At 34.0% G+C, this 23,281-nt stretch carries 25 protein-coding genes; 6 read left to right on the top strand and 19 right to left on the bottom strand.

All coding sequences use genetic code 11. The features are described 5' to 3' along the window. Nucleotides 1-27: 27 nt before the first annotated feature. The 6 genes from AAON49_RS05385 to alaS all read right to left on the bottom strand — a co-directional run bounded on the left by AAON49_RS05385 (nucleotide 28) and on the right by alaS (nucleotide 5,595). Complete coding sequence (locus AAON49_RS05385) at nucleotides 28-234, bottom strand: hypothetical protein (protein WP_349553178.1); 207 nt, start codon at nucleotides 232-234, stop codon at nucleotides 28-30. A 147-nt stretch (nucleotides 235-381) separates the two neighbouring features. After that, a complete protein-coding gene (locus tag AAON49_RS05380; RefSeq protein ID WP_349553176.1) occupies nucleotides 382-822 on the bottom strand; it encodes a hypothetical protein in 441 nt (146 codons plus the stop codon). 130 nt (nucleotides 823-952) lie between these two features. After that, nucleotides 953-1,351: a hypothetical protein gene (locus AAON49_RS05375; RefSeq protein ID WP_349553174.1), complete on the bottom strand. Its 399-nt coding sequence runs from the start codon at nucleotides 1,349-1,351 to the stop codon at nucleotides 953-955. A 74-nt stretch (nucleotides 1,352-1,425) separates the two neighbouring features. Further along, the gene (locus tag AAON49_RS05370; RefSeq protein ID WP_349553173.1) at nucleotides 1,426-2,376 is read right to left on the bottom strand and encodes a GSCFA domain-containing protein; all 951 of its coding nucleotides are present in this window, start codon (nucleotides 2,374-2,376) and stop codon (nucleotides 1,426-1,428) included. Continuing rightward, entirely contained in the window at nucleotides 2,373-2,975 is a 603-nt protein-coding gene (locus tag AAON49_RS05365; RefSeq protein ID WP_349553172.1) for a hypothetical protein, read from the bottom strand. Before AAON49_RS05365 ends, AAON49_RS05370 begins: the two co-directional genes overlap by 4 nt. 7 nt (nucleotides 2,976-2,982) lie before the next feature. Next, nucleotides 2,983-5,595: an alanine--tRNA ligase gene (alaS, locus tag AAON49_RS05360; RefSeq protein ID WP_349553171.1), complete on the bottom strand. Its 2,613-nt coding sequence runs from the start codon at nucleotides 5,593-5,595 to the stop codon at nucleotides 2,983-2,985. A 155-nt stretch (nucleotides 5,596-5,750) separates the two neighbouring features. Here alaS and AAON49_RS05355 point away from each other — a divergent pair, with 155 nt between their 5' ends. Genes AAON49_RS05355 through AAON49_RS05345 form a run of 3 tightly spaced genes read left to right on the top strand, consistent with a single transcriptional unit; the run spans nucleotide 5,751 to nucleotide 7,982 of the window. Further along, nucleotides 5,751-6,719 (top strand): M23 family metallopeptidase, encoded by a 969-nt coding sequence (locus AAON49_RS05355; protein ID WP_349553170.1) that lies wholly within the window; start codon nucleotides 5,751-5,753, stop codon nucleotides 6,717-6,719. 9 nt (nucleotides 6,720-6,728) lie between these two features. Next, complete coding sequence (locus AAON49_RS05350) at nucleotides 6,729-7,058, top strand: MerR family transcriptional regulator (RefSeq protein ID WP_349553169.1); 330 nt, start codon at nucleotides 6,729-6,731, stop codon at nucleotides 7,056-7,058. 27 nt (nucleotides 7,059-7,085) lie between these two features. Further along, on the top strand, nucleotides 7,086-7,982 hold the full coding sequence (locus AAON49_RS05345; protein WP_349553168.1) for an SdiA-regulated domain-containing protein: 897 nt from the start codon (nucleotides 7,086-7,088) through the stop codon (nucleotides 7,980-7,982). A gap of 89 nt (nucleotides 7,983-8,071) precedes the next feature. Here the strand turns inward: AAON49_RS05345 and AAON49_RS05340 are convergent, their stop codons facing one another. Both AAON49_RS05340 and AAON49_RS05335 read right to left on the bottom strand, forming a co-directional pair. Next, entirely contained in the window at nucleotides 8,072-9,244 is a 1,173-nt protein-coding gene (locus AAON49_RS05340) for a DUF2059 domain-containing protein (RefSeq protein ID WP_349553167.1), read from the bottom strand. A gap of 248 nt (nucleotides 9,245-9,492) precedes the next feature. Next, on the bottom strand, nucleotides 9,493-10,320 hold the full coding sequence (locus AAON49_RS05335) for a hypothetical protein (RefSeq protein WP_349553166.1): 828 nt from the start codon (nucleotides 10,318-10,320) through the stop codon (nucleotides 9,493-9,495). 140 nt (nucleotides 10,321-10,460) lie between these two features. On the opposite strand from AAON49_RS05335, the gene AAON49_RS05330 reads away from it, so the two are divergent. Genes AAON49_RS05330 through AAON49_RS05320 form a run of 3 tightly spaced genes read left to right on the top strand, consistent with a single transcriptional unit; the run spans nucleotide 10,461 to nucleotide 12,300 of the window. Beyond that, nucleotides 10,461-11,543: a sensor histidine kinase gene (locus tag AAON49_RS05330; RefSeq protein WP_349553165.1), complete on the top strand. Its 1,083-nt coding sequence runs from the start codon at nucleotides 10,461-10,463 to the stop codon at nucleotides 11,541-11,543. Then, entirely contained in the window at nucleotides 11,540-11,989 is a 450-nt protein-coding gene (locus AAON49_RS05325) for a LytR/AlgR family response regulator transcription factor (RefSeq protein WP_349553164.1), read from the top strand. The genes AAON49_RS05330 and AAON49_RS05325 overlap by 4 nt, the downstream gene beginning before the upstream one ends. Continuing rightward, nucleotides 11,929-12,300 (top strand): LytR/AlgR family response regulator transcription factor, encoded by a 372-nt coding sequence (locus AAON49_RS05320; protein WP_349553480.1) that lies wholly within the window; start codon nucleotides 11,929-11,931, stop codon nucleotides 12,298-12,300. Before AAON49_RS05325 ends, AAON49_RS05320 begins: the two co-directional genes overlap by 61 nt. Nucleotides 12,301-12,345: 45 nt before the next feature. Here the strand turns inward: AAON49_RS05320 and AAON49_RS05315 are convergent, their stop codons facing one another. The 11 genes from AAON49_RS05315 to AAON49_RS05265 all read right to left on the bottom strand — a co-directional run bounded on the left by AAON49_RS05315 (nucleotide 12,346) and on the right by AAON49_RS05265 (nucleotide 23,207). Beyond that, nucleotides 12,346-12,954 (bottom strand): hypothetical protein, encoded by a 609-nt coding sequence (locus AAON49_RS05315; protein WP_349553163.1) that lies wholly within the window; start codon nucleotides 12,952-12,954, stop codon nucleotides 12,346-12,348. A 115-nt stretch (nucleotides 12,955-13,069) separates the two neighbouring features. After that, complete coding sequence (locus tag AAON49_RS05310) at nucleotides 13,070-13,798, bottom strand: hypothetical protein (RefSeq protein ID WP_349553162.1); 729 nt, start codon at nucleotides 13,796-13,798, stop codon at nucleotides 13,070-13,072. Nucleotides 13,799-13,948: 150 nt separating this feature from the next. Next, complete coding sequence (locus AAON49_RS05305) at nucleotides 13,949-14,473, bottom strand: hypothetical protein (RefSeq protein WP_349553161.1); 525 nt, start codon at nucleotides 14,471-14,473, stop codon at nucleotides 13,949-13,951. Between the two features lie 10 nt (nucleotides 14,474-14,483). Further along, entirely contained in the window at nucleotides 14,484-14,630 is a 147-nt protein-coding gene (locus tag AAON49_RS05300) for a hypothetical protein (protein ID WP_349553159.1), read from the bottom strand. A 71-nt stretch (nucleotides 14,631-14,701) separates the two neighbouring features. Next, nucleotides 14,702-15,379, bottom strand: a complete 678-nt coding sequence (locus AAON49_RS05295; RefSeq protein ID WP_349553158.1) for a class I SAM-dependent methyltransferase — start codon at nucleotides 15,377-15,379, stop codon at nucleotides 14,702-14,704. A gap of 11 nt (nucleotides 15,380-15,390) precedes the next feature. Then, on the bottom strand, nucleotides 15,391-19,044 hold the full coding sequence (locus tag AAON49_RS05290) for a metallophosphoesterase (RefSeq protein WP_349553157.1): 3,654 nt from the start codon (nucleotides 19,042-19,044) through the stop codon (nucleotides 15,391-15,393). Between the two features lie 44 nt (nucleotides 19,045-19,088). Beyond that, a complete protein-coding gene (locus tag AAON49_RS05285; protein ID WP_349553156.1) occupies nucleotides 19,089-20,027 on the bottom strand; it encodes an L-histidine N(alpha)-methyltransferase in 939 nt (312 codons plus the stop codon). Beyond that, complete coding sequence (egtB, locus tag AAON49_RS05280; RefSeq protein WP_349553155.1) at nucleotides 20,020-21,150, bottom strand: ergothioneine biosynthesis protein EgtB; 1,131 nt, start codon at nucleotides 21,148-21,150, stop codon at nucleotides 20,020-20,022. Before egtB ends, AAON49_RS05285 begins: the two co-directional genes overlap by 8 nt. Nucleotides 21,151-21,194: 44 nt before the next feature. Then, nucleotides 21,195-22,415 (bottom strand): bifunctional alpha/beta hydrolase/OsmC family protein, encoded by a 1,221-nt coding sequence (locus AAON49_RS05275; protein WP_349553154.1) that lies wholly within the window; start codon nucleotides 22,413-22,415, stop codon nucleotides 21,195-21,197. Beyond that, nucleotides 22,412-22,936 carry a peptide-methionine (S)-S-oxide reductase gene (locus tag AAON49_RS05270; protein WP_349553152.1) on the bottom strand — a complete coding sequence of 175 codons (525 nt, stop codon included), beginning with the start codon at nucleotides 22,934-22,936 and terminating at the stop codon, nucleotides 22,412-22,414. The genes AAON49_RS05275 and AAON49_RS05270 overlap by 4 nt, the downstream gene beginning before the upstream one ends. Further along, complete coding sequence (locus tag AAON49_RS05265) at nucleotides 22,926-23,207, bottom strand: DUF427 domain-containing protein (protein WP_349553150.1); 282 nt, start codon at nucleotides 23,205-23,207, stop codon at nucleotides 22,926-22,928. The genes AAON49_RS05270 and AAON49_RS05265 overlap by 11 nt, the downstream gene beginning before the upstream one ends. Nucleotides 23,208-23,281: the final 74 nt, after the last annotated feature.

Raw genomic sequence — 23,281 nt, 5'->3', positions numbered from 1 at the left:
GTTAGTAGTTGTTTTATAGCCGCTTAATTAGATAAACTTACAAATTTCTTTTAAAGTAAAATGAATGTCTAAAATTTCTAGCTTGATTTTTAAGAACTTTTGTTGAATTCTAGTTTCCTCTGAATTCAATTCAAAAATATTCTCTCTGTTCTTTCTTAAAAGATATTTTTCATTTTGAATATTAGCTTCTATTTGAGCTATCTTTTTTTGAGATTCTCTTATCAAACTCTTCATTAATTTATGGTGAAAAGAAAAAATTAAAATTGTTAAGATGAAAATACTTGAAAGTAAAATGATATTTGAATAAGATTGAAACATAATTGTTGGAGGATTAAAGAGGTTGGCTAAACAAAACCAACCTCTTAATGATGGTTTTAACGATTATTGTTGAAAGAATTGACCTAGCCAACCTTGACCTAAAGGTTCTACATTAATTTCATTAAACTCACCATTGTTATTGGGGGAAACATTATACCCAATATTATCTCTACAATCATCCTTAAACTTATAGTTGTTTGTACCTATCAGTACAGGATTTTTAAGTGTGATACATTCCATTCCATCAATTTCTACGGTTAGTTCATTATTACTAATGGTAAATGTTGCACGAGTTCCATCGGTAAAGGGAGATCCAGGTTGAGCAAAACCATAGATTAAATTATACGTTCCGTCTAAAGATGCAGGAACCGTACCAGCAGTTTCTCCAGCAACTAATGTATAATCGCAAGTTGTTGCACAGTTACTAGATGTATCTTCATTTTCTGTACACGAAAGAATAAGTGTAACTAATGATAAGAAAATAATTGTTTTTAAAGATTTCATATTTTTTTAGTTTTTGTGATATCACAAATCTCATGAAGAAAGCGAAGGAAAAAAATACGCCATTTGGCGTATTTTAATCAAGAATGAATAAAGCCCATTCAATGAACTTCTCCTTTTTCTGAGGGAATAATTATTTTGATTTGAAAGAAATTGTTTTAATGGTTTCAAAACGATTGTTACAAACATCAAAATCTACAGGTTGACTACTAAAAACCGAATCTGATATTTGCATTGCTAAAGCTTTGAAAAGCACCTCATACATTTTCTCTTTTTGTGCTTTCTCTTGGGTTACCATGCGAAACACATAATTTCCGGTCTCATCATTTTTCATTAACTGAACTGATTTTGACTTTCCATCTGCAAATTCAGATCGAACCAAAAACTCTCCGAGTTTTTTAACTTCTTCTTTTGTGATTGGCTTTTTATAATAGACCTCTGTTCCGTAAAACTCTTCTTTCTTTCCGTAAGTATTGCATGAACTAAAACTTATAGATAGAAAAAAGACGAATAGATAGATGAGTTTTCTCATGGTTGTATGAATTTTAATGATGTTTCAAAATTCAGGAACCTAGAGTGAAGATTCAATACGCCATTTGACGTATTTTAAAAAATAATATTAGGGTTTGATTTTTGTAAAGCACTTACATCGTTTGAAAGCTTTTCTAAAAACTGTTGATGCTCTTCAGAAGTAGCATTAAATGGTTTGTGTAGCATTCTCTTTTGAATAGAAGCAACCTCTTTCATTGTTTTAAAAGCACTTTCAGAGACCCAACTTTCTGTAAACTTACTCCAGATGTAATCAATAGCAGTTTTACTTGGGTGAATCATATCTTCAGCATAAAATCGATAATCACGTAACTCGTCCATCATAATTTCATAACTAGGAAAATAAAAGATTCGTTTTCTCGGTTCTACAACATGGTGAATTGCCGAAATCAAATGCGCTTTGCTTTGCTGATTTTGCACAAAACCATCTTTTAAATGTCGAACAGGAGATACCGTAAACATAAAATTCACATCAGGATTTATACTTCTCACCAAAGAAACAATAGCTTCTAAACTTTCAGCAATTTCATCAACCGATAAAAGTTCCTTTAAAAACTTTTTCTGAGGAACTTTATGACAATTGGCAACAATAGTATCCGATTCAATCAAACGATATGCCCAAGCAGTTCCTAGAGTAATGATAATGTGAGTTGATTCGGTTAAGCGCTTATGTATTTGTTGGACGGCAGCATTTAAATTGATTAGTAATTCTTCTTTGGAAGCAGTACTCAATTTCGAATGTGAATCAAAACAATGATAGCGTTCATTTAAATAGAAAACATCATTCTCATCATACTCCTTAAGATTGATTGCGTTTTCAATAAAAGTTTCAATAGCTTTTGGATGAAAGAGAATTCCAAACGGATTTTGAGTAGATTGAAATTTAAAATACTCAAGTTTGTTACCAATATTCTCAGAAAAACAAGAACCTAACAAGAGTGTTTTTGAATCATAATCGATTGGATGTCGAGTTTCTTTGGAAAGTGGTATGTGGGTTTGTAGTTTCATTTTTCAATCAAAATAGTGGTATTACTATTTAAGTGCTTTTTTAAGAAATCAAATGCTTTTTTTTTCTGATTCTGATCTAATAATAAAAAAGAGATGTAATTTTTTTTGCTGTTTTCTCTATCTATAATTATTTGGTCAGATTTAATATCAATTTTGTTGACTTCATTTAATGGAATTTCATTATGTGTCCTATATACATCATAAATTAACTTGTCGTTAGAGACTTTTATAAATAGTCCTTTAATTTTCTTTTTTGAGAAAGAAGTTCCAATCATTAAAGCTGATAAAATACAAATAAGAATAATTAATAATAATTCTTCTTCGAAAGTTAAAATATAAATAGTACCAAAAACTAACATAAAAGTTCCTAGTATTCTACTCGTATTTTTAGCTGCATCATCATTTCTTGTAGTTAAATAAATCCCTTCATTGTTAAAAGATCGTTTGACTGCAAAAATCGAATATAGAATAACTATAATCCAAAGAGAAATTATTATTTCTGCGAAATAAGGAATGATTCTTGGAATATCGAAATAGAGATATAAAACAATGAGAGTGATAAGAATTACTTCACTTCTATATTGTTTTATTTTTTTCATAATCTTTTTAAGCTAAATAATCTTTCGCTTTGCTCAAGGCTTCTTTAATTCCATCTGGATTTTTACCACCAGCAGTTGCAAAGAAAGGTTGGCCACCACCGCCACCTTGGATGAATTTTCCAAGTTCACGAACGATACTTCCCGCATTCAATGTATCGGAAACTATTTCTTTAGAGATATAGCAAGTAAGAATAGCTTTTCCATTTACATTGGCTCCAAATAACAAGAAGAGGTTCTTGAATTCATTTCCTAATTCAAAAGCCAGGTTCTTAATTCCACCAGCATCTAAATCTACTTGTGTTGCTAAGAACTGAATTCCGTTTATGTCTTCAAGTTGATTCTTTAAATCACCTTTTACATTCTTAGCCTTATCTTTTAACAATTGTTCAATCTGTTTCTTTAATGAAGAGTTTTCATCTTGCAAAGACTGTAAAGCTTTAACGGGTTCTTTCGAATTATTTAGTAAGTCCTTCATTTCAAAGAACTGTCTGTTATTGTCAAAGTAGAAGTCTTTAACAGCATCTGTGGTAATTGCTTCAATTCTTCTAATTCCAGAAGCAACCGCTCCTTCAGATTTGATTTTAAAATGCCATAAATCGGCAGTATTTTGTACGTGAGTTCCACCACACAATTCGATAGAGTTTCCAAATCGAATAGAACGTACAGTATCTCCGTATTTTTCTCCAAACAAGCTCATTGCTCCGTCAGCCAATGCTTGTTCTTTAGGAATATTTCTTTTTTCTTCTAAAGGTAATTTTCCTTCAATTCGTGCATTCACAAAATTCTCTACATCACGTAATTCATCTACTGTCATCTTAGAAAAATGAGAGAAGTCAAAACGTAAATATTTAGAGTGTACAGCACTCCCTTTTTGTTCTACATGTGTTCCTAAAACTTCACGTAAGGCTTGATGTAATAAGTGAGTAGCAGTATGGTTAGCTGCAGTTCTTTCACGTTGTTTTTGATCTACAACAGCATTAAAAGTTTCCTTTAAATGCTTTGGAAGGTTCTTGGTGAAATGAATAATCAGATTGTTTTCTTTCTTGGTGTCTAGTACATAAATCACATCACCATGCATATCTTCTAGATATCCTTTGTCTCCAACCTGACCTCCACCTTCTGGATAGAAAGGAGTTAAATTAAAGACCAACTGATAAAGTTCACCGTCTTTTTTAGAGGTAACTTTTCTGTATCGAGTAATTTTTACTTTTGCTTCTAAAGTATCGTAACCTACAAATTCTTCTTCAGAATCATCCATTAAAACGGTCCAATCTCCTGTAGAACTTTCACTTGCAGAACGAGAGCGTTCCTTTTGCTTAGCCATTTCTTGATGAAAACCTTTTTCATCAAGATTCAATCCTTTTTCACGGAGAATTAAAGAAGTTAAATCGATTGGAAAACCATAAGTATCATACAATTCGAATGCTTTTTCTCCGGAAATTGTTTTGGATGAAGCATTAGAAATCATTTGATTTAGTAAAATCAATCCTTGCTCTAAAGTTCGTAAGAAAGAGCTTTCTTCTTCACGAATTACATTTTCAATGAGTTGTTTTTGCGCCTTCATTTCTGGGAAAGCTTTCCCCATCTTTTTAGAAAGAATATCAACCAATCTGTAAATGAAAGGCTCTTTTTTATTCAAGAAAGTAAACCCGTAACGCACAGCTCTACGTAAGATTCTTCTAATGACATAACCAGCACCTGTATTACTAGGTAATTGTCCGTCAGCAATAGAAAAAGCTACAGCCCTTACATGATCTGCAATCACGCGCATGGCAATATCGGTCTCTTGAGTTTTGTTGTATTTTAGAGAAGAAATCGCTTCAATTTCTCTAATTAATGGCGTAAAAACATCGGTATCATAACTAGAACTTACTCCTTGCAATACCATACACAAACGCTCAAATCCCATTCCGGTATCGATGTGTTTTGCAGGTAAATCCTCTAAATCGCCTGAAGCTCTGCGATTGTATTGCATGAAAACCAAGTTCCATATCTCTACAACTTCTGGGTGATCCATGTTTACCAGTTCTTTACCGTCTACTTTCGATTTCTCCTCTTCAGAACGGATGTCGACATGAATTTCTGAACAAGGACCACAAGGACCTTGATCTCCCATTTCCCAGAAATTATCTTTTTTATTTCCCATCAGGATTCGATCTTCTGGAATGATTTCTTTCCAAAAGTCATAGGCTTCCTTATCCATCGGTAAGTTATCATTGTCTGAACTTCCTTCAAAAACAGTTACATACAAGATATCTTTAGGAATTTTATACACTTCGGTTAACAACTCCCAAGCCCAAGCAATTGCTTCCTTTTTAAAATAATCGCCAAAACTCCAGTTTCCAAGCATTTCAAACATGGTATGGTGGTAGGTATCATAACCAACTTCTTCCAAATCGTTGTGCTTTCCTGAAACACGCAAACATTTTTGTGTGTCTGCAATACGATTGTTTTTAGGAACTGCATTTCCCAAGAAAAACTCTTTAAAAGGGGCCATTCCAGAGTTGGTAAACATCAGGGTTGGATCATCTTTTAAAACCATAGGTGAAGAAGGAACAATCTCGTGCGATTTTTCCTTAAAAAAGTCTAAGAATTTAGAACGTATTTCTTGAGATTTCATGAATCTAGCGTCTTGTTATTTTGTGTTAACTTTTCTTTAAAAAATATGATAGAAAACCGATTCCTAAAACATTTTGTAAATTTGTCAGTTATTAGTGTAGAGCTATCCAAATTTTCAAACGCTCTACAGCTCACAAAAGTAGCACATTTAGTCGTATGGCGAAAGTAAAATATTATTACGATTCTGAGACGCTTAGCTATCGAAAGATTGAAGCCAATAAAGGATATATATCCAAGATGGTTCTTTTGATTACATTAAGTGTTCTATTGGTAATGTTTTTAGGCTTTATAGTGTTAAGTCAGTTCTTAAAAACACCTGATCAGTTGGCTCAGGAAAGAGAATTGGAAAATTTGAAACTAAACTACAAAGTATTGAACAAGCGTTTGGATGAGAGTTCTCAAATATTATCGCAACTTCAAGAACGAGATAATAATATTTACAGAACTTATTTTGAAGCCAACCCAATTCCGGAAGAACAACGCAAAGCTGGATTTGGAGGTGTGAACAGATATCAATATTTAGATGGGTTTGATAATTCTGACATGATTAAAAGCGCTACCAAAAAAATTGATGTTTTATCAAAACAAATGGTGGTTCAGTCGAAATCTTTAGATGAAATTGTCTCTCTAGCAAAAGAAAAAGAAGATATGTTGGCGTCTATTCCTGCCATTATGCCTATCAAGAAAGAAGATCTTTCCTATGTAGCTTCTGGCTACAAATGGAGAATGCATCCTATTCTAAAGATTCGTAAGTTTCATAAAGGAATGGATTTTAAAGCACCTAAAGGAACACCTATTTATGCTTCTGGAAATGGAAAAGTGGTGTTGGCACAACGAAGCGCAACTTTTGGAAAAGTAGTATATATAGATCATGGTTATGGTTATAGAACTATTTATGCACACATGAGTAAAATTGCTACAAGAAGAGGTAGAAAAGTTAAAAGAGGAGATATTATTGGATATGTTGGAAACACAGGAAGATCTGTAGCTTCTCACTTGCATTATGAAGTGCATAAAAACGGACGTGCTTTAAATCCAATTAACTTCTATTACGGAGATTTAACCCCTGAAGAATTCTTAGCCATGCAAATTGCTGCAGAGAAAGAAGGGCAGTCTTTTGATTAATTCTTTGCGATGCATATAGATTTACCTGAAAAAAGATACTACAAGATAGGTGAGGTGGCCAAAGCCTTCTCTGTAAATACTTCGTTGATACGTTTTTGGGAAAAGGAGTTTGATATCATCAAGCCTAAAAAGAACGCCAAAGGAAACCGATTGTTTACTCCGGATGATATTTCCAATTTTAAACTCATTTACAATCTGGTAAAAGAGCGAGGTTTTACCTTAGAAGGAGCGAAACAAAAACTAAAGAACAATCCCGAAGGCATTGTGAACAATCACGAAATCATTAGTAGATTGGAATCTGTAAAAGCGGAATTGATTAAGATTAAGAATCAGCTATAAGTGCTGAATCTACTTATTGATGTTGCTATGAAAAAACATTTCACATACAAGTTTTTACTCCTTTCTCTTTGCTCTTTACTCTTTTTAACCAGTTGTTCCAACTTCGGAAATCTTAAATTACAAGCAGACTTGCCTAGTGTTTTAGAAGAAGTTTCAGGCATTCAGTATGATGCTAAAGAAGATGCTTTTTGGATGCTTAATGATAGTGGAAATAAACCATCTGTGTATCTAGTTTCTAAACAAGGAAAGATAGTACGCGAACTCAAAATAGATGCTCAAAACAACGATTGGGAAGACATTACGATGGACGCTGAAGGTAATTTGTATGTGGGTGATTTTGGAAATAATGAAAACAAACGAAAGGATTTACACATCTTAAAGGTTAAGAAAGAAGACCTTGATAATAAAGGGAAAATCAAAGTAGAAAAAATCTATTTTTCATTTCCCGAGCAAAAAAAGTTTCCGCCTAAAAAGAAGAAAAAGTATTACGATGTGGAAGCTTTTTTTGAGTGGAAAGGAAGCTTTTACATTTTTACCAAGAGCCGTGTAAAAAATGAAATAGGAAGAACTTTTTTATACAGAGTAAACAACATACAGAATTACAAATCTTCGGAAACTTATGGAGTTTTTGAAGCTGAGCTTATTGCTGATTTTACAACCTGTCCAGATCAGTATTGCTGGATTACCGCAGCCGATATTTCTAAAGATGGAAAAAAAGTGGTCTTAATAAATCACAAATCTGCATGGGTCTTTACGGGTTTTACAGGCGATAATTTTTTCTCTGGAAGTGTCAAAGAATATCCTTTTGAGTATGAATCTCAAAAAGAATCCATCACCTTTCAAAACAAGACTTCACTTTTTATTGCTGATGAAGAAAACGGAATGGAAGGAAGGAATTTATACCAGTTGGAGATAAAAGAGTAGTTGTTATACAAGGATTTAGAACCTGTGTTCAACATGATTTGATGTTCGATTTAACTGGCTTGATACATAGAATTACCATAGAACCCTAATTACTCAATCATCAACTCTATTGTCTCATCAGCAAAAGTGTTGAAATGATTATTTGAATTTCCTTTTACCAAATCTACAGACAATTTAAGTTTTACTTCTTTTAAATCTTGATTTTTGATTAAGTCCTTTGAAAAGATAACTCTGATTTCTGACTCTTCATTAGACTCTATAGATTCTTTGGAATAATTTAAATAAACAATAGGGTGATTTATTTTTATTCCGGAAATAAAAAAATCTTTTTCACCAGTATTTTTTATCTTGAAAACATAAGGTTTAGAAAAATTGAGCTTTAGTTTCTTAAATTTTAATTTCTTCTTTGAAACTTCAAAACTAATTTTTTTACGCGGTGCATTATATTTAACACCTACCGTTATATTTCTTTTCGTATTTGTTCTAAGGTGAAGAGAAGAATAACTTTCATGTTCTGCCTTTTTAGAGTTTAACGTAAATTTTAACTTCCTAATTTCTTTAGGTTTGATAGGTGTATTCCCCCAATCAAAATTGATAACTTCGTTAGGGAAGAAAGGTTTTTCAAATAAAAGCTCCTTTCCTGAATTGTTTTTTACTGTAATGATTTTTGTAACATCAGTTTTTCCATCTGTTTTTCCGAAGTCAAGTAAGATTGTTCCAACATTGTGCTCTTGATCAATAGACAAGTCTTCAAAATTGAGGATTTGTAACCCATGCTTTTCCATAAACTGAGTTTTAAAACTCTCAATTTCATCAGATGAAGAAGTACCTTTGCTAAGATTTTCTATTTGTTGAATAATATGTGAATTTACATTCTGAGTCCATTGTGTGATAGGAAGTGTAAGCTTTTCAATTAATTTATGTTTGCTGTTAACTAATTTTTCCCCAGTATTTGACTTAAAAAAAGCAAGTAGATTATCGATTTCTGATTCACTATAGATTTCAAGGTACATAGGTTTCATAATAGAGATAAACTCGGGAAGCGATTTGTTTTTCACTTTTTCTTCTAAGTTTTCCCAAAAGTTATCAGTAATTTCATTATGACTTTGTTTTTGATAATTTATGGTTTCTCTAAGCAACTTTTCAATATCGTTAACTGTTCCGTCAACAATAAGTAGTTCTTCTATTTTTTCATCTATTGTTTGAGCTTCTATTTGAAAGAATGCTAAAAGAAAGACAGCTAATAAAATTTTTTTAAACATAAGTAAGCAATTTTGTGTTAAGTCTCCTAAACAAAGAAGATTGTCAATTTTACAGCTAAGATAAAAAAGTCTCCTTAATTTTAGTATAAGTGAGGTTTGAACTCTGAATAAAATTCTAATTAAGTAGCAAATGTTTAATTCGATTTAAAATATGTGTTGAATTTGGTTTAGTTTCAGCACAAGCAGTAACAAAAAAGCCGTTGCTTTCAAAGCAACGACTTCTCACAAAACAAATTTCCAAAAACCAACTATTTTCTTACATCTTTTGAAGTATCTATTACAGCATTTTTTGGCATGACCATTCGTTGTTCATCAAACGTACCATCTAATTTAAAATCATAAATCGCATGATCGCCATATTGTTGTTTTAAATCAAGACTGTTGGTAGTAAACAGCATTGGGAATTTTAATCCATTTACATCCCCAGTATAATTGTTAATTCGTAACACAGGACCAAAAACTTTTTGATCTTTTGGCACATTTAAGATGTCTAACAACGGACCATATCCTACAGTATATTCATAGCCATCTAAAATATAAGTGTTCGCATTAATGTAAAGTGTATATGTGTCTAATTTAGATTTTCCTAATGTGGGAGATTTCGTAAAACTCATCTTTACTTTGTATACCTCTGTTTTAAATGCAGGATGCTTAATTTTTTCTGCTTTGCCCAATTTTACATTTGGGTCTTGTGTAAGCCAAGGCAAATTCACGTAGTAAAAGAAAACTGAGTGTTGATGATTGGGTGGATTTCCAACTCGCCAATCTACAGACCATGCTTTCTTCCCATCAAAAGACATTTTAGAACCCACCAATGGCCAATCTTGATAAGAGCGTCTGGTTTTCATGTCAGTAGTTTGTGTTTTGATCCAGAATCTCAAAAATCCGAGAGATTTACTATGCATGGCGGTTGTAAATGTTAGAGTTTTTAGGCTTTTCCATTTTTCATACCCACCGTGAGCTTGTATCATTTTTTCTACAACTTCTTGAGTTTCTTTAGAAGCGTATTTTTTTTGTGCGTTGCTAGCGCTTACTGAGATTAGTAAGATAGCAGTTAATAAGAATAATTTTTTCATACTATTTAAATTTCAAATTCTGATTCAAAATTAGAAGAGCACTAAGAGACTTACTAGCTTTTTGTTGTGAGTAACATTTAAAGATTTGAATGACAATGCAGAAGTAAACAGGGGGTTTAAATATTCGTTACATTTACCCTGTGCAAATTTTAAGAAAACATCCGCTTAGTATTCGAAGAAGCTATTTGTATTTGGCTGCTTTGGTCTTTAGTTGTATTCTCATTTTACAAGTGAGCAATACAAATGGAGTAAGCAGTATTTATGGAGTGCTTCGTTATACAGTATTTTTCTTAGTCAATTATTTTACTTGGATTTTTCTGGCGGACTATATCTACGGAGCAATCAAACCCATCAACAAAGAGCAGAATCAATTCAAAATTGTAATTGAAGCCATTCTTTCTTTGTTCATATTACTGGTTTTTCACTTACTGATAACCAATCTTATTTACTATGCGTATTTGATGGGAGTTCATGGCATGACATTCGATGAAGCCCTTCATGATTTTAAACCTTTTATACTCAAATCTATTCTGAGTAGAGGTTTAGATCTCATCATTATTATTGTATTGATGAAGGCCATAGATGCATACTGGACCATTCAGAAACAAAAGCTTAAAATGGTTTCTTTAGAGAACGAATTGCATCTATCTCAATTAGAAGCCTTGCGTTCTCAGTTAGATCCTCATTTCTTGTTCAATACACTGCATACTTTGCACACGTTGATTGGTTACAATAACGATAAAGCAAAATCGATGGTCATCAAGGTTACGCATCTGCTGCGTAAAATGTTAGATCAGAAAGGCAAACACCTTATTACTTTCGAAGAAGAGTTAGACTATTTTAGAAGTTATCTGGAAATAGAGGAAGAACGTTTTCACGATAGGTTAGACGTGCAACTAGAAATTGACGAAGCCACAAAACCCATTGTGGTTCCTGCATTGATTTTACAACCACTTATAGAAAATGCGTTTAAACATGGCATTTCATTAATTGAAGGCAAAGGCGAGATTAAATTGTCGGCGTACATTCAAGATGAAAATTTAGTGATAGTTTTATCCAACACATTGCCAAGGTTAGGGCAACTTTCTGTAGTGTCTACTAAAGTAGGATTGAATAATCTAAGAAATAGATTGCAGCAAATTTTTGGAGAGGATTACGAGTTTTCTACTCAGAAAAAAGAAGGAGTTTTTGAGGCGAGGTTAACCATAAAAATAGAATCATGAGACTCTCTGTTTTAATTGCCGATGACGAGCCACATGCAAGACGCTATATCAAAGAGTTGTTGTCTGAAGACAAGGATGTTGAGATTGTGTATGAATGTAAAAACGGTCAGGAAGTCTTGAACTTTTTAAAGAATAAGGTTCCTAGTATTATTTTCTTGGATATCAATATGCCTGGACTCACAGGAGTAGAAGTGGCTGCTAAAATTAAATCTACGGGTTCGTTAATTATTTTCTCTACGGCCTATGACCAATATGCTTTAAAAGCGTTTGAAGTAGAAGCCTTTGATTATTTGCTAAAACCCTACGATCAAAAACGATTTACGGATGTCTTGCAAAGAGCAAAATCAACAGTAGAGCGTTTTCAGCAGGCAAAGTTTGGTGAAAAATTCACGAGTTATATAAAGAATACAATCAATCGCTCACGCCTCATCTTACCGAATTTGTAATCAAAGAAAAAGGAGTAGAGCGTGTAATTCACACCAACAATGTTTTGTATATAGAAGCCAGCACCATTTATGCAGTGTTGCATCAAAATAGTGGGAAAGATTTGTACAGAGCTGCCTTACATTTATTGGAACAGCAGTTGCCTTCCAATTTTATAAGAGTACATCGTTCTTATATTGTAAATACGTCTTTTGTGAAGAAGGTAAAATACCTAAACAACAGTACGTTTATGATTACTATGGAAAACGATGATGTGATTCTTTCGAGTAGAACCTATAAAGACAGTATTTCTAAAAAACTTCAAGGTTTGTAGTTCTTTACAAGCTTGATTTGGTATCCGTGCTAGCTGGCAAAGTTCTTAGAAGAGACATCCTTCAGCTCTAATTATTTCGTCTGTGTCTAGAGAATTTACAGAATAAGTTCTTTGAGAAGGACTGAAAATAAATGCTTGACCATCACTACTTGAAAAATGAAGTAAACCATCAATTACTTCATATTTATAGGTTATTGTGTATTCAATTTCCTCACTAGACCCGTAATATTCATAATCAAACCACAAAACATCTGCTCGATCTTTTTTGAGTTTTATATTCCATTTTAACCCGTTTTCAGTTGTTTCACCTAATTTCCATGCTTTGCAATGCGACGTAACACTGTCAAGGGTAAAGAAGGATATGAAATATTCATTATGAGCGAAATTTGAAAATTTTATATCTGAAAAGTTACTGTAATAATTATCTGCATCTGTCCAGATAGTCTCATCATATTTGGTTAAAAAATGACACATTTTTCTTCCCCAACCTGGGCCGCAGTAGATAATTGATGGATCCAAATCTGGATATTCTACGCCACTGGCACTTGTCACAACCAGTCGCTCACCAGAAGAATTTGGGTCAAATCTATATGTGTCGTTGTTACAAGAAGACAACAAAACAGCAAATACAAATAGGACAAGTATTTTGTTCATTGCTGAAAGTTACGGAATTAGATTCAATTACTTGTAAAAGGCAATTAATAGTAGTTGTTGTGCACGGATATCATATCTGACTGCCATCTGGCAAGTTCCGCGCGAGCGGGCTGGGCTATGTTTTCGTGCCGACGCCTCGAATACAACACTCTCGACATTTTTCAATAAACTTTAGAGTGTTGTCTATATATACTCTCGGTTGCCCAGACACAGATAGGTAAAGTTTTTTCAATTTTTTTGAGTAATCATCGATGGCCTTATTTTTATTTTTTACTCCTTCAAGGTCATAAACATGATAATACTCCATCCAGTTAAGATGTAAATGATTAACTGCTCCTTTTTGCATAGGAGTTAAATATTCAATACATCTAGAGCCTTCGTGCAACTTAACTACCCTCCTATAAGATTTAATTTTCTTTTCAAAGGTATGATGAAGAAGAATTGATGACAGTTTAATTTCTTCTTCCATAATGTAGGCATCTATTAATGGTTTACCAAAGAAAATAGATTTCTCATAGTCCGCAGTAAATTTGCCGTGAGCTATAGTGCCTTTTACCATTAACCCAATTTTGAGTGCTGCGCCAACTAGTTTGGATGTATTAAACATTATTGAATCAGCAGATTCATAGGTGTCGTCATCTGAAACAATTAAAATGGAGTCCGAGAAGATCCAGGTTCTTAAATTCACATAACCATCTTTTTCGATTTCATCCAAAGCAATTTTTAACTCATCTAGTTTTTTTAGAACGAACCCATGAGTATTATTATCTACCAGATTCTTAAAACCTAATATGTCGATGAATGTAACAAATCTACTTGCTGTGATTATTTTCTTTTTTGCCATGCTCTTCTATTACCTAATAATGGTCTCGGTTATGATTTAGTTGTGGAATCATTTACAGGATTATTCCGTTGAGAAATCAACCATTGATTAATACTTTTATTTTGGTGCGGTTAAGCCCCAATGAATTATAGTCATTGTAGTGAGAAGTAATTATTTTTCGAGAATTCCAATTCTATCTCTTATTTTCTCACAGACTTCTTCTGAGAGTCTAAATAGCTTTTCTCTTGTTTTTTCGCCCTTTTCCCAATATTCACGGCTTTTTCGGTCTCTTAAATGAACATCAGAGATCTCATTTCCTACTAACTTAATTATTTCATGCAAACTTTCATAGATTTCTTTAGAATAAAAGGGTTTGTTATTGTAAACTTTGCCAATAACTGAATTGCCAACTTCAATCGCAGTATTCATACGCCTATTTATGTTTTCGTCATAAGATAGATTAGGGTCATCCATCATATCTCCTGAAGGTCTAAGTTTTGCAACGATATTTCTCAAGTTCACTAATTCTGCCCATACCTCGGAGTAGATTTGGAACTCTTTATCGAATTGCAGACGATGAATATGTAATTTTTTATCCGCAATTTTCTTGAGTTGTTGAAGATGTATTTGCTGGTAAAAATTCCATAGAGCAAGAATAATTGAAAGGGTTATCGGAATCCAAAATTTAACTTCCATTGACTAATTTTTAATTATTTCTCAAACCAACAGCTATACACCATCGCAGTTTATCGTTAGTTTCTTGATGTAAAGCCAAACCAGAAAAAATAAGAATAGCAATTTGTGGTTCTTGAGATACTTCGGCAAGCTCAGTATGACAATTTAGAACAACCATTCGTTACATTGGGGACGTAACACGTTGACTTACATTCCGAAGATAGTAAAATGTACTTATTTTTACAAGGGTTATTTTCTAGCCTGAAAATGTACCCAACATTCTTCTTGAAAAGGAAGTTGAATGCTTGTAAATCCAACATCTTGCAACCATGCTATTTGCTTGGTGTAATCTGTAGGTTTGTCAAAATCTTCATAATGGTCCATCAACCAAGTCCATTTTTGGCCGTCTGAGAACGTTGTTTTCACAAAAGCTTCCCATTCTTTCAGTAAGCTAGGATGATTTGGATTGCTTTTGCTCATCATTAAATCGCTGCACAAAAAGAAACCGCCTTCTTCTAATGAATGATGAATTTTTTGAAATAATTCTTGCTTCTCTTTTTCATTGCAATGGTGAATGCTAAACCCTGCAACAACCAAATCATAACTGTTTTCTTCAAATGAAAACTCGTGAAAAAACTTTTGCTCATAATTCACATGATAGTCTTTAAATCGTTGGCTGCACAATTCTATCATTTCAGAAGAGGCGTCTAATAAAGTGTAGACAGCATTTGGAAAACGAGACACCAATTGCGCTGTAACATTTCCATTGCCACAGCCAAGGTCTAAGATTCTTTTTGGATTGAAATGATCAGGAAGATGTTTGGCAAAACTAGAGATGAGTTCAAGGTAATGAGGTACACACCCAACCATGTCTTGAGTGTAGTTCTTTGAAAAGTCATCAAACTCTGAAACAATATTTTTTGCCATGGCTCTAGTTTTTAAAATCCAAACCCAAGTGCAAAGGCAATACGCATGCCATCATCACTTGAAAAAGCAGCAATACTTGCCGACATCATATCAGCGGCATCAAAGATAAATCCGCCTCCTACAGAAGTGTTCCAATCACCTGTAGGTAAGTTTGGCGCCCATACTTTTCCGTAATCAAATCCACCGTACAAACCAATGGTTAAGGGAATCAATCCTGTTTTAAATTTCTTCACATTAAAACGGATATCTGAGCTTTGGTAAAAAGAACTTTTTCCAATAAAACGGTCAAAACGATATCCTCTCAATCCATTTCTTGCGCCCAATCTTGCTCCTTGATAGAACTCGAAATCGTCACCAAAATTCAACTGACCTGCTAACTTGGTTGCAAATACGATGCGTCCATTGTTGGTGAGTTTATAATCGAAAGCAATGGATGGTTTTAGATATCCAAAACCTGTAGATTCATCTATGTTAGACTTGTAACCCGTTGCCAAATTAATAGCCATTCCTAAAGTAGGAAATGCAGCATTGTCTGTATTGGCAAAATGGTAACTGAGTTCTGCGCCAATAAAGTTTTGATTGTTAAAAACAGGATTGTTAACAGCAAAAGCAGTTTCTATAAATCTACCTGTGGTTCTTTCTACTTCAATGGCTTCGTAAGTTGCAGATAGCTTTACCAAAGAACCTAAATCTCCTTTCCAATTTAAGGAAGTTCCAAAGCGAAGCTGACGCATTTTCACTCGATTGAAATCTCTGTCTATAGCATCATCATCTGGATCTAAATTCACAGACTGATTTCCAAATCCGAAGAAATTGGTTGCAAAATTCGGACTGGTAAAAGAGGCGTTTATTCCCAAATTGGCGCGTCCTACCACATTGGCAATTTCTCCATTATAGTTCAATTCAAAACCACTGGTTGCCAAATACACTGCACCATTAATACTGTGTTTGTAGGTAAACGGATTTCGTTCAAAACCATTGGCAATATAAGTATGCGCAAATCCAATTTTTAAACCATCATCAGGATTGCTGCCTATACTTGGTAAAAACTGACGTGAGTTTAGTTTCAGTTTTTTGTGGTTGTATACATTGGTTTCATAATCGTCTGTTAAGCGCTTTTTCCCTTTGTTGGTTTTGAATTCGCTTTTCTTTGATTTGTAATCATACACAACAACTTTTGCTCCGTTCTGTATGTCGTACGTGTCTTTATTTTGCCCTCCAATAATGCGAACTTTGATGTAGTTATTGCCTTTTCCGCTCACCACAAACTGATCGTCATCATCTAAACCGTATACCCAAATTTCTCTGGTATGCTCTCTACTGTAAGTTTTTTGATGAATGATGTCTGCTTTCTCACCTTTTTTAATTCGATACCCATTTACTTTGGTTTGTCCGTTAGGCATACGTTCGATATCAAACCAATCGTCTTTATCGGTTCCTTTCACTACTTGAAACTTACTCATGTGTTTGAAGTAAGTGTCTGAAATCTTTTGCAGATTGGCTTTGCGTCCTTTTAATTTTCTTTTGATTTCTTGAATCGTTTCATCTTGAACTTCAGTAGGGAAGAAGGCAAAAGCTTTTTCAATCACATCATCGGTAATGCCATTTACAATAGTATTTACCTGCGCATCCCAATCGGCTTTTGTAGCTTCATTAATCAAAGCCATGTCTAAAGGATAAGGCTCTAGATTAAATCCAGGAACATTTTTGAGTTCTTCGTCATAAGATTGCATCAAAGACAAGGTTGTCATCACTTTGGTCGCAAAACTTAATAATAAACCATCTGCCATGATGGAAAATGCTTGGTCTCTATCACGAGGAACAGGTCTGTAGACTGTCTTTTTTCCTTCTTTGAATTTAGCCCAACGCCATTGATCTTCATGTCGGTCCCAATCGCCAATCAACATATCAAACAAACGTGCTTTGATATAGGCTTTTTCGTCCACAGTATTGTCTTCGTCTTTGTGAAGTTCTTTTAGTAAATCATCTGTACTGATGAGTTTATTAGAATACCCAAAACTCTTTTGGTTTCCATGACCATCAGCGGCTCGTTCTTCTATCATATACAATTCATTTCCAAAATCTGCATTGTATTTTCCTAAAGCGTTTTGTTTGGGTATGTAATACAACACAGGATTGGTATGGTATACTCCAATAGCGTCTGCTAAGGTTCCAATCACAAAAGGTGCATACGGATGTGCCCCAGTAAAAGCATCTTGCAAGAGTCCTTCGGTATAGGTGTCATTAAACTGTCCTTCTATATATTGATCTCTAAAAGCCACGGCTTGTAAATATTGAAGTGCGTTTTTACGCAAAGCTCTCATGACAAACTCACGACCGTCTTTATCTTCTAAACGTAAAGACTTTGATTGATTTCCGCCTCCTTTTCTAGTGGGTTTTAATCCGCCAAACAGAGTATCTAAGTTTACGGTTGGAGCATTGACTTGAGTGCCATAATATTTTCGATAACGATCTCCCCAAAAGAATTTATAAGTACCTCCTTTGGTTACTTCTTTTTGGGTATATACCGAAGCTTTTTGAGTATTCGGAAACTGATCTGGATAATTGATTAATTGAACGGGTTTGTTTGGATTAATGACTGTGGTCTCAAAACTAGGTTCTTTTTTGTCTGTTGTAAAAAACTGTACGTGAGAAGAACCGTCTTTATAGATAATTAGCTTGGCGTATCCTTGTTTTCCTTCTGAATACAAACCAGTGCTACCTAATTTCGTAGCACTTTCTTTAGAGCCAGAACCACTTACAATTTGTGGAATATTATCTTGAACGATGTATTGCAAACTATGTTCGTGACCAGACACGAAAATGGTTTTTTCATTTTGCTGTGCCAAAGTAACAATCTGTTTTTTTAACTCGTTGTATTTTTTGTTTTGAAGATCGGCATTAGAAACACCTGTTGTTTTTCTCAAGATGTTTTTAAGGCTTCCTAATATAGGAAGAGGACTCATGTGGCTTCCAAAAGAGTAATTTCCACCATGTGGTCCTGATGTAAACATTGGGTGATGCATGGCAACAATTGCAGTTTTCCCTTGCGCTTTTTTAAGTAGGCTTTTAAATTCATCAAAGAATTTTGCTCGGGTTTTGATTTCGCAATCGTCATTCATTTTTGGGTGGTTGTCCCAATTGGTTAGATACCAGTGCGTGTCTACAACAATTAAAACAATATCTTTAGAAATGTTCACTTTCTCTATGGGGCATCCATTTTCAGGTAAAAAAGTGTTTTTGCCTAATGCTTTTTCAACCATCTTTTCTTGATCCTTCAAAGCATCTAAGCCGCTATACCAATCATGATTTCCGGGAATAAAAATGGTATTTCCTTGAAAGTTTTTTGCAGCGTCAATCTGTGTTTGTAAGCGATGTTTGGAAAGATTGTTCTTTTCCAAACCATGAGGATATATATTATCTCCCAAGAACAAAAGCGTTCCATTTCTATCCGCTTTGCTTAATTCAATTTTCAATGTGTTTAAAGCTGGTGTAGATTCATTCATAGCTGCATTACCAGCATCACCAATTAAATAAAACGTATGTGCTATTTCTTTGGAAGAAATAGTGCTTCTGCTCTTTGTATTAAACTGAGCTTGATAAGTAGCGCAGGCAACAAAAAGTGAGAGGCTAGCAAAAATGGAAATGGTTTTAAAAACTCTCATAAGATTGGAAAATTAATTGGTGTTCTAACAAAAATAGCGAATTGTTATTTGACCCAAAGGCTATCTACAAAGTAATGCTTACAATCTAGAAAATTCTGTTGCACTTTAAATCCGTTGGATATTGCCATGTTTTCAATTTCTTCTAGAGCATACTTTTTAGAAAGTTCGGTCCAAATAAGTTCGTCGTATCTAAAATCAATGGTTGCGTTTAGCTTTTTTATTGTTACTTTCTGATTACGCAAACTCACGATATAACTCTTTACATCTCCAGTATCTGGATTGTAATAACTGTAAAAATCAAAATCATCGATTTTAAAGTCGGCATCCAATTCTCTATTGATTCGTAGCAATAGGTTTAAATTGAATTTTTTAGTAATTCCTTGGTCATCCAAATATGCTTTTTGAATGATTAATGGATTTTTTTTCAGATCAACTCCAATCAAAAGTTTATCACCAACTTTCATGCTTTCATTAAAAAGTTGTAATAATTTGTTTACTTGATTTTCGAGGTAGTTGCCAATATTGCTTCCTAAAAATAACAACAAACTGGGTGTTTCGGTTAGCTTGAAGTCTTTAAGCATTTCAAAATAATCACCCACTTTGGGTTGTATAGATAAATTGGGAAGTCGTTCTAACAGTTTGTTTGATAAAGTGTCTATGGCTTCTTGTGAAATATCGATTGGGACATAATGAAATTCGATATTCTTATTAATGAGGTACTCTAGCAACTTGAAAGTTTTAAATCCATCACCTGCTCCTAATTCTATAATATTAAAAGGACGATTGAAATGAACGGCTTCAATAATCTGTTGGGCTTGTAGAGATAGAATTTCAAACTCACTATCGGTCAAGTAATACTCTGGCATATGCATAATCTCTTGAAAGATTCTGCTGCCATTGTCATCATAAAAATACTTTGAGGATAGGTATTTATTTTTAGTGGTTAAGCCTTTGAGCACATCTTGTGCAAATGTTTTATCCATGTTTTACTAATCGTATACCCGAATACAACCATCGCATATCCGGATGAAAGAAGTTTCGGTAAGTTTTTCTACTGTGGTTTGGTGATGTTGCTAAAGAGGCGCCTCTCAACACCATTTGATTGACCATAAATTTTCCATTGTATTCCCCTAAGGCTCCTTCTGCTTTTTGAAAATTTGGATAGGGTAAATAGGCACTATTAGTCCATTCCCAAAGTTTCCCCCAATTCATTTGGTCTGCAGCTATTTCCCATTCAAATTCGGTGGGTAAACGCATTCCTTTCCAAGCTGCAAACGCACTTGCTTCATAAAAACTGAGATGTTTTACTAATTCGTTAGGGTTTATTTTTTCAAATGCATGTAGATTGTAATGATGCCATTCTCCATCAACTTGATGCCAATAAAGAGGTGCTTTAAGGTTGTTCTCTTGGATGAAATCCCAGCCTTCAGCATGCCAAAGATTGAAATCTTGATAGCCGCCAGCATTTATAAATTCTAAATATTCTTTGTTGGTTACCAATCTGTCTGAGATCTCAAATTGATGAACATACACTTTGTGTTTTCCCAATTCATTATCGAAACAAAAACCGTCTCCTTGATGGCCAATTTCATAAACTCCTTCATTAAAAGTTAAAAAGTTTAAGGCGGTGTTTTCTTGATTAAAATTGAAGGAGTTCTTGAGTGTAGGAAATGTAGCTTGGTTTCCTAAAATATACTTGATATCATAATGCATCAACTCTTGATGTTGCTGCTCGTGTTGCAAGCCGATTTCAATAATGTTTACAACCTCTTTTGAAAGATCGTTACTCAAAAAAGTCTCCATTTTTTCATTTACAAAGGCTCTATATTCATAGACTTTTTGAACTGATGGACGAGTCATAAGACCACGATTGGGGCGTAGTACACGTTTGCCTACATTGTTGTAATAGCTATTGAAGAGAAAAGCAAAATCTAGGTCATAAACAGAATAATCACTGGCAAAATCTGTCAGGACAAATTGCTCAAAAAACCATGTGCTATGCGCCAAATGCCATTTGATAGGAGAAACGAATATCTCAGGTTGAACCGAATAATCTTCGTTATTCAATTCAGCACAAATATCTTCAGTATGTTTTCGAATCGACAAAAATCTGTCGAGTAAAGTTTGGTTTTTCAAAATTGTTGAGGTCTTTATTCTAAAACAGCAGTGTCAAATACAACTCCTTTTTCTAAAGTTCTGTGAACTGGACAACGAGATGCAATTTCTTTTAATCGTTGTTTTTGTTTTGCATCTAAGTTACCAACAAATTTTAATTTTTTACTCATGTGATCTAAATAACCTGGGTTTTCAGTATCAAGTCCAAGATCATCACTATGTTTTTTTGAATTGGTAATGTATACGAAGACTTCTTTCAGATCCCAATTTTTGCGTTGTACATACATTTTAAGAGTCATTACCGTACAAGCCGCCACAGATGCATTTAGCAAATCATAAGGGGATGGTCCAAAATTATCACCTCCAACAGATTCTGGTTCATCAGCAACCAGCGAATGATTTTTTGTTTGTAAGAAAGTGGTAAAATTATCTTCCACCAAATTCAAATGACCTACTAATTTTTCACCTTCTGTATCTAGTAAAACATTCTCCTTTGCTGGAAAATAACGTTGAGCCCAAGTTCCAATAACAGTACCTACATATTGACTGTCTTTTGCATCAGTTAACAAATGATCTGCGTCGTCTAAGGTTACAAAACTTTTTGGATGGTGTGCACTGAGATACAGTTGTTGGGCATTTTCTATACCTACAATCTTGTCGAAAGGAGCATGCATTATTAGTAAAGGCTTTCGTAGGTTTTTTACAATACTAGGGAGATCTGTTTTGTCAAAATTTTCTACAAATTCTTTGTTGATATTGAAAGGTCTTCCGCCAATATTCACTTTGATGTTTCCTTTTTCAGGAATCGAATCAGTATCATGAGAGAATAAGTGTTTTACATGACTCACGTTAGCAGGAGCACCAATGGTAGCGACTGCTTTTACGTCATCTAATTGAGAAGCTGCTACAAGAACCGCTGCGCCACCTAGAGAATGTCCAACTAACAAGCTTGGAGCTTCGTATTCTTTTTTGATGAATTTATGAACGTCTATTAGGTCTTCTACGTTTGCAGAGAAATGACTATCTGCAAATTCTCCTTCGCTTCTTCCTAAACCTGTAAAATCAAATCGTATAACACCAAAACCATCTTTGGCTAAGGAACGACTTACATTTCTTACGGCCATTAAACTAGAACTACAAGTAAAGCAATGTGCGAAAATGGCATAGTAATTTGGGCGTTGATTTACAGGTAGCTCCAATACAGCATTTAAAACAATTCCCTTTCTGTTAGGTATTTTGAGTTTGATAGTTTTCATGAGACTAACTCGTTTTTTGTTATTTTATTTTTATCTACATGTTTGCTAAACTTTTGCATTAATAATGAAAGTTTAGGATTAATGTAGGTTTCGCAAAAAGGCTTTTCAGGATTGGTATAATAGTAATTATGAAATAGCTCATCTGAAAATTTAAATTCATGAAAAGGAAGTACTTTGGTAATGATTTTCTTTTTAAAATCTTTCTGAACCGAATTCAAAATTTGATTGACCATCATTTGCTGATCCTTGTCAAAAAAATAGATAGCAGAACGATATTTTTTTCTCATTGAATGATCGCTGCTACTCTTATGAGTATACAAGTGGATTTCTACTAACTCTTTTAGTGAAATTTGCGAAGGATTAAAGTGGACAATAACAGCTTCTGAAAAAGAAGCCTCTTTGTTCGAGGATGCAATAAATCCTTGAGCTACTTCTACAACACCAATAATTGATTGAAATACAGCTTCTGTACACCAATGACAACCTCCTCCGAAGCCAATTTTTTGAAGTTTATTGTTCAACTTTCACTCCTCTCCAGAAAGCTACATAACCTTCAATGTGTTTTGCATGTTCAGAAGTTTTAGGATAATACCAAGCGGCGTTATCGTTTTGATTTCCTTCTACATTTACATGGTAATACGATGCTTCTCCTTTCCACGGACAAACAGAATGTAAATCACTGGATTGAAAATATTCTTTCTTAATGCTACTTGCTGGGAAATAATGATTGTTTTCTACAACAATAGTTTCATCACTTTCGGCAATGACTTGGTTATTCCAAATTGCTTTCATCTTTGTTTAGTTAAATGTCATTTCGAGCTTGTCGAGAAATCTCAATGAACCGACATGTGTTTTAGAGATTCCTC

Source organism: Pseudotenacibaculum sp. MALMAid0570 (assembly GCF_040151415.1).
Lineage (GTDB): Bacteria > Bacteroidota > Bacteroidia > Flavobacteriales > Flavobacteriaceae > Polaribacter.
The sequence above is the reverse complement of the archived record's forward strand: the minus strand, read 5'-3'. Positions and strand labels throughout refer to the sequence as shown.

Excerpts from the sequence above, each read along its gene's own strand:
- AAON49_RS05385 (WP_349553178.1), bottom strand. The coding sequence starts at position 234 with ATGAAGAGTTTGATAAGAGAATCTCAAAAAAAGATAGCTCAAATAGAA.
- AAON49_RS05380 (WP_349553176.1), bottom strand. The coding sequence starts at position 822 with ATGAAATCTTTAAAAACAATTATTTTCTTATCATTAGTTACACTTATT.
- AAON49_RS05375 (WP_349553174.1), bottom strand. The coding sequence starts at position 1,351 with ATGAGAAAACTCATCTATCTATTCGTCTTTTTTCTATCTATAAGTTTT.
- AAON49_RS05370 (WP_349553173.1), bottom strand. The coding sequence starts at position 2,376 with ATGAAACTACAAACCCACATACCACTTTCCAAAGAAACTCGACATCCA.
- AAON49_RS05365 (WP_349553172.1), bottom strand. The coding sequence starts at position 2,975 with ATGAAAAAAATAAAACAATATAGAAGTGAAGTAATTCTTATCACTCTC.
- alaS (WP_349553171.1), bottom strand. The coding sequence starts at position 5,595 with ATGAAATCTCAAGAAATACGTTCTAAATTCTTAGACTTTTTTAAGGAA.
- AAON49_RS05355 (WP_349553170.1), top strand. The coding sequence starts at position 5,751 with ATGGCGAAAGTAAAATATTATTACGATTCTGAGACGCTTAGCTATCGA.
- AAON49_RS05350 (WP_349553169.1), top strand. The coding sequence starts at position 6,729 with ATGCATATAGATTTACCTGAAAAAAGATACTACAAGATAGGTGAGGTG.
- AAON49_RS05345 (WP_349553168.1), top strand. The coding sequence starts at position 7,086 with ATGAAAAAACATTTCACATACAAGTTTTTACTCCTTTCTCTTTGCTCT.
- AAON49_RS05340 (WP_349553167.1), bottom strand. The coding sequence starts at position 9,244 with ATGTTTAAAAAAATTTTATTAGCTGTCTTTCTTTTAGCATTCTTTCAA.
- AAON49_RS05335 (WP_349553166.1), bottom strand. The coding sequence starts at position 10,320 with ATGAAAAAATTATTCTTATTAACTGCTATCTTACTAATCTCAGTAAGC.
- AAON49_RS05325 (WP_349553164.1), top strand. The coding sequence starts at position 11,540 with ATGAGACTCTCTGTTTTAATTGCCGATGACGAGCCACATGCAAGACGC.
- AAON49_RS05315 (WP_349553163.1), bottom strand. The coding sequence starts at position 12,954 with ATGAACAAAATACTTGTCCTATTTGTATTTGCTGTTTTGTTGTCTTCT.
- AAON49_RS05310 (WP_349553162.1), bottom strand. The coding sequence starts at position 13,798 with ATGGCAAAAAAGAAAATAATCACAGCAAGTAGATTTGTTACATTCATC.
- AAON49_RS05305 (WP_349553161.1), bottom strand. The coding sequence starts at position 14,473 with ATGGAAGTTAAATTTTGGATTCCGATAACCCTTTCAATTATTCTTGCT.
- AAON49_RS05300 (WP_349553159.1), bottom strand. The coding sequence starts at position 14,630 with ATGGTTGTTCTAAATTGTCATACTGAGCTTGCCGAAGTATCTCAAGAA.
- AAON49_RS05295 (WP_349553158.1), bottom strand. The coding sequence starts at position 15,379 with ATGGCAAAAAATATTGTTTCAGAGTTTGATGACTTTTCAAAGAACTAC.
- AAON49_RS05290 (WP_349553157.1), bottom strand. The coding sequence starts at position 19,044 with ATGAGAGTTTTTAAAACCATTTCCATTTTTGCTAGCCTCTCACTTTTT.
- AAON49_RS05285 (WP_349553156.1), bottom strand. The coding sequence starts at position 20,027 with ATGGATAAAACATTTGCACAAGATGTGCTCAAAGGCTTAACCACTAAA.
- AAON49_RS05275 (WP_349553154.1), bottom strand. The coding sequence starts at position 22,415 with ATGAAAACTATCAAACTCAAAATACCTAACAGAAAGGGAATTGTTTTA.
- AAON49_RS05265 (WP_349553150.1), bottom strand. The coding sequence starts at position 23,207 with ATGAAAGCAATTTGGAATAACCAAGTCATTGCCGAAAGTGATGAAACT.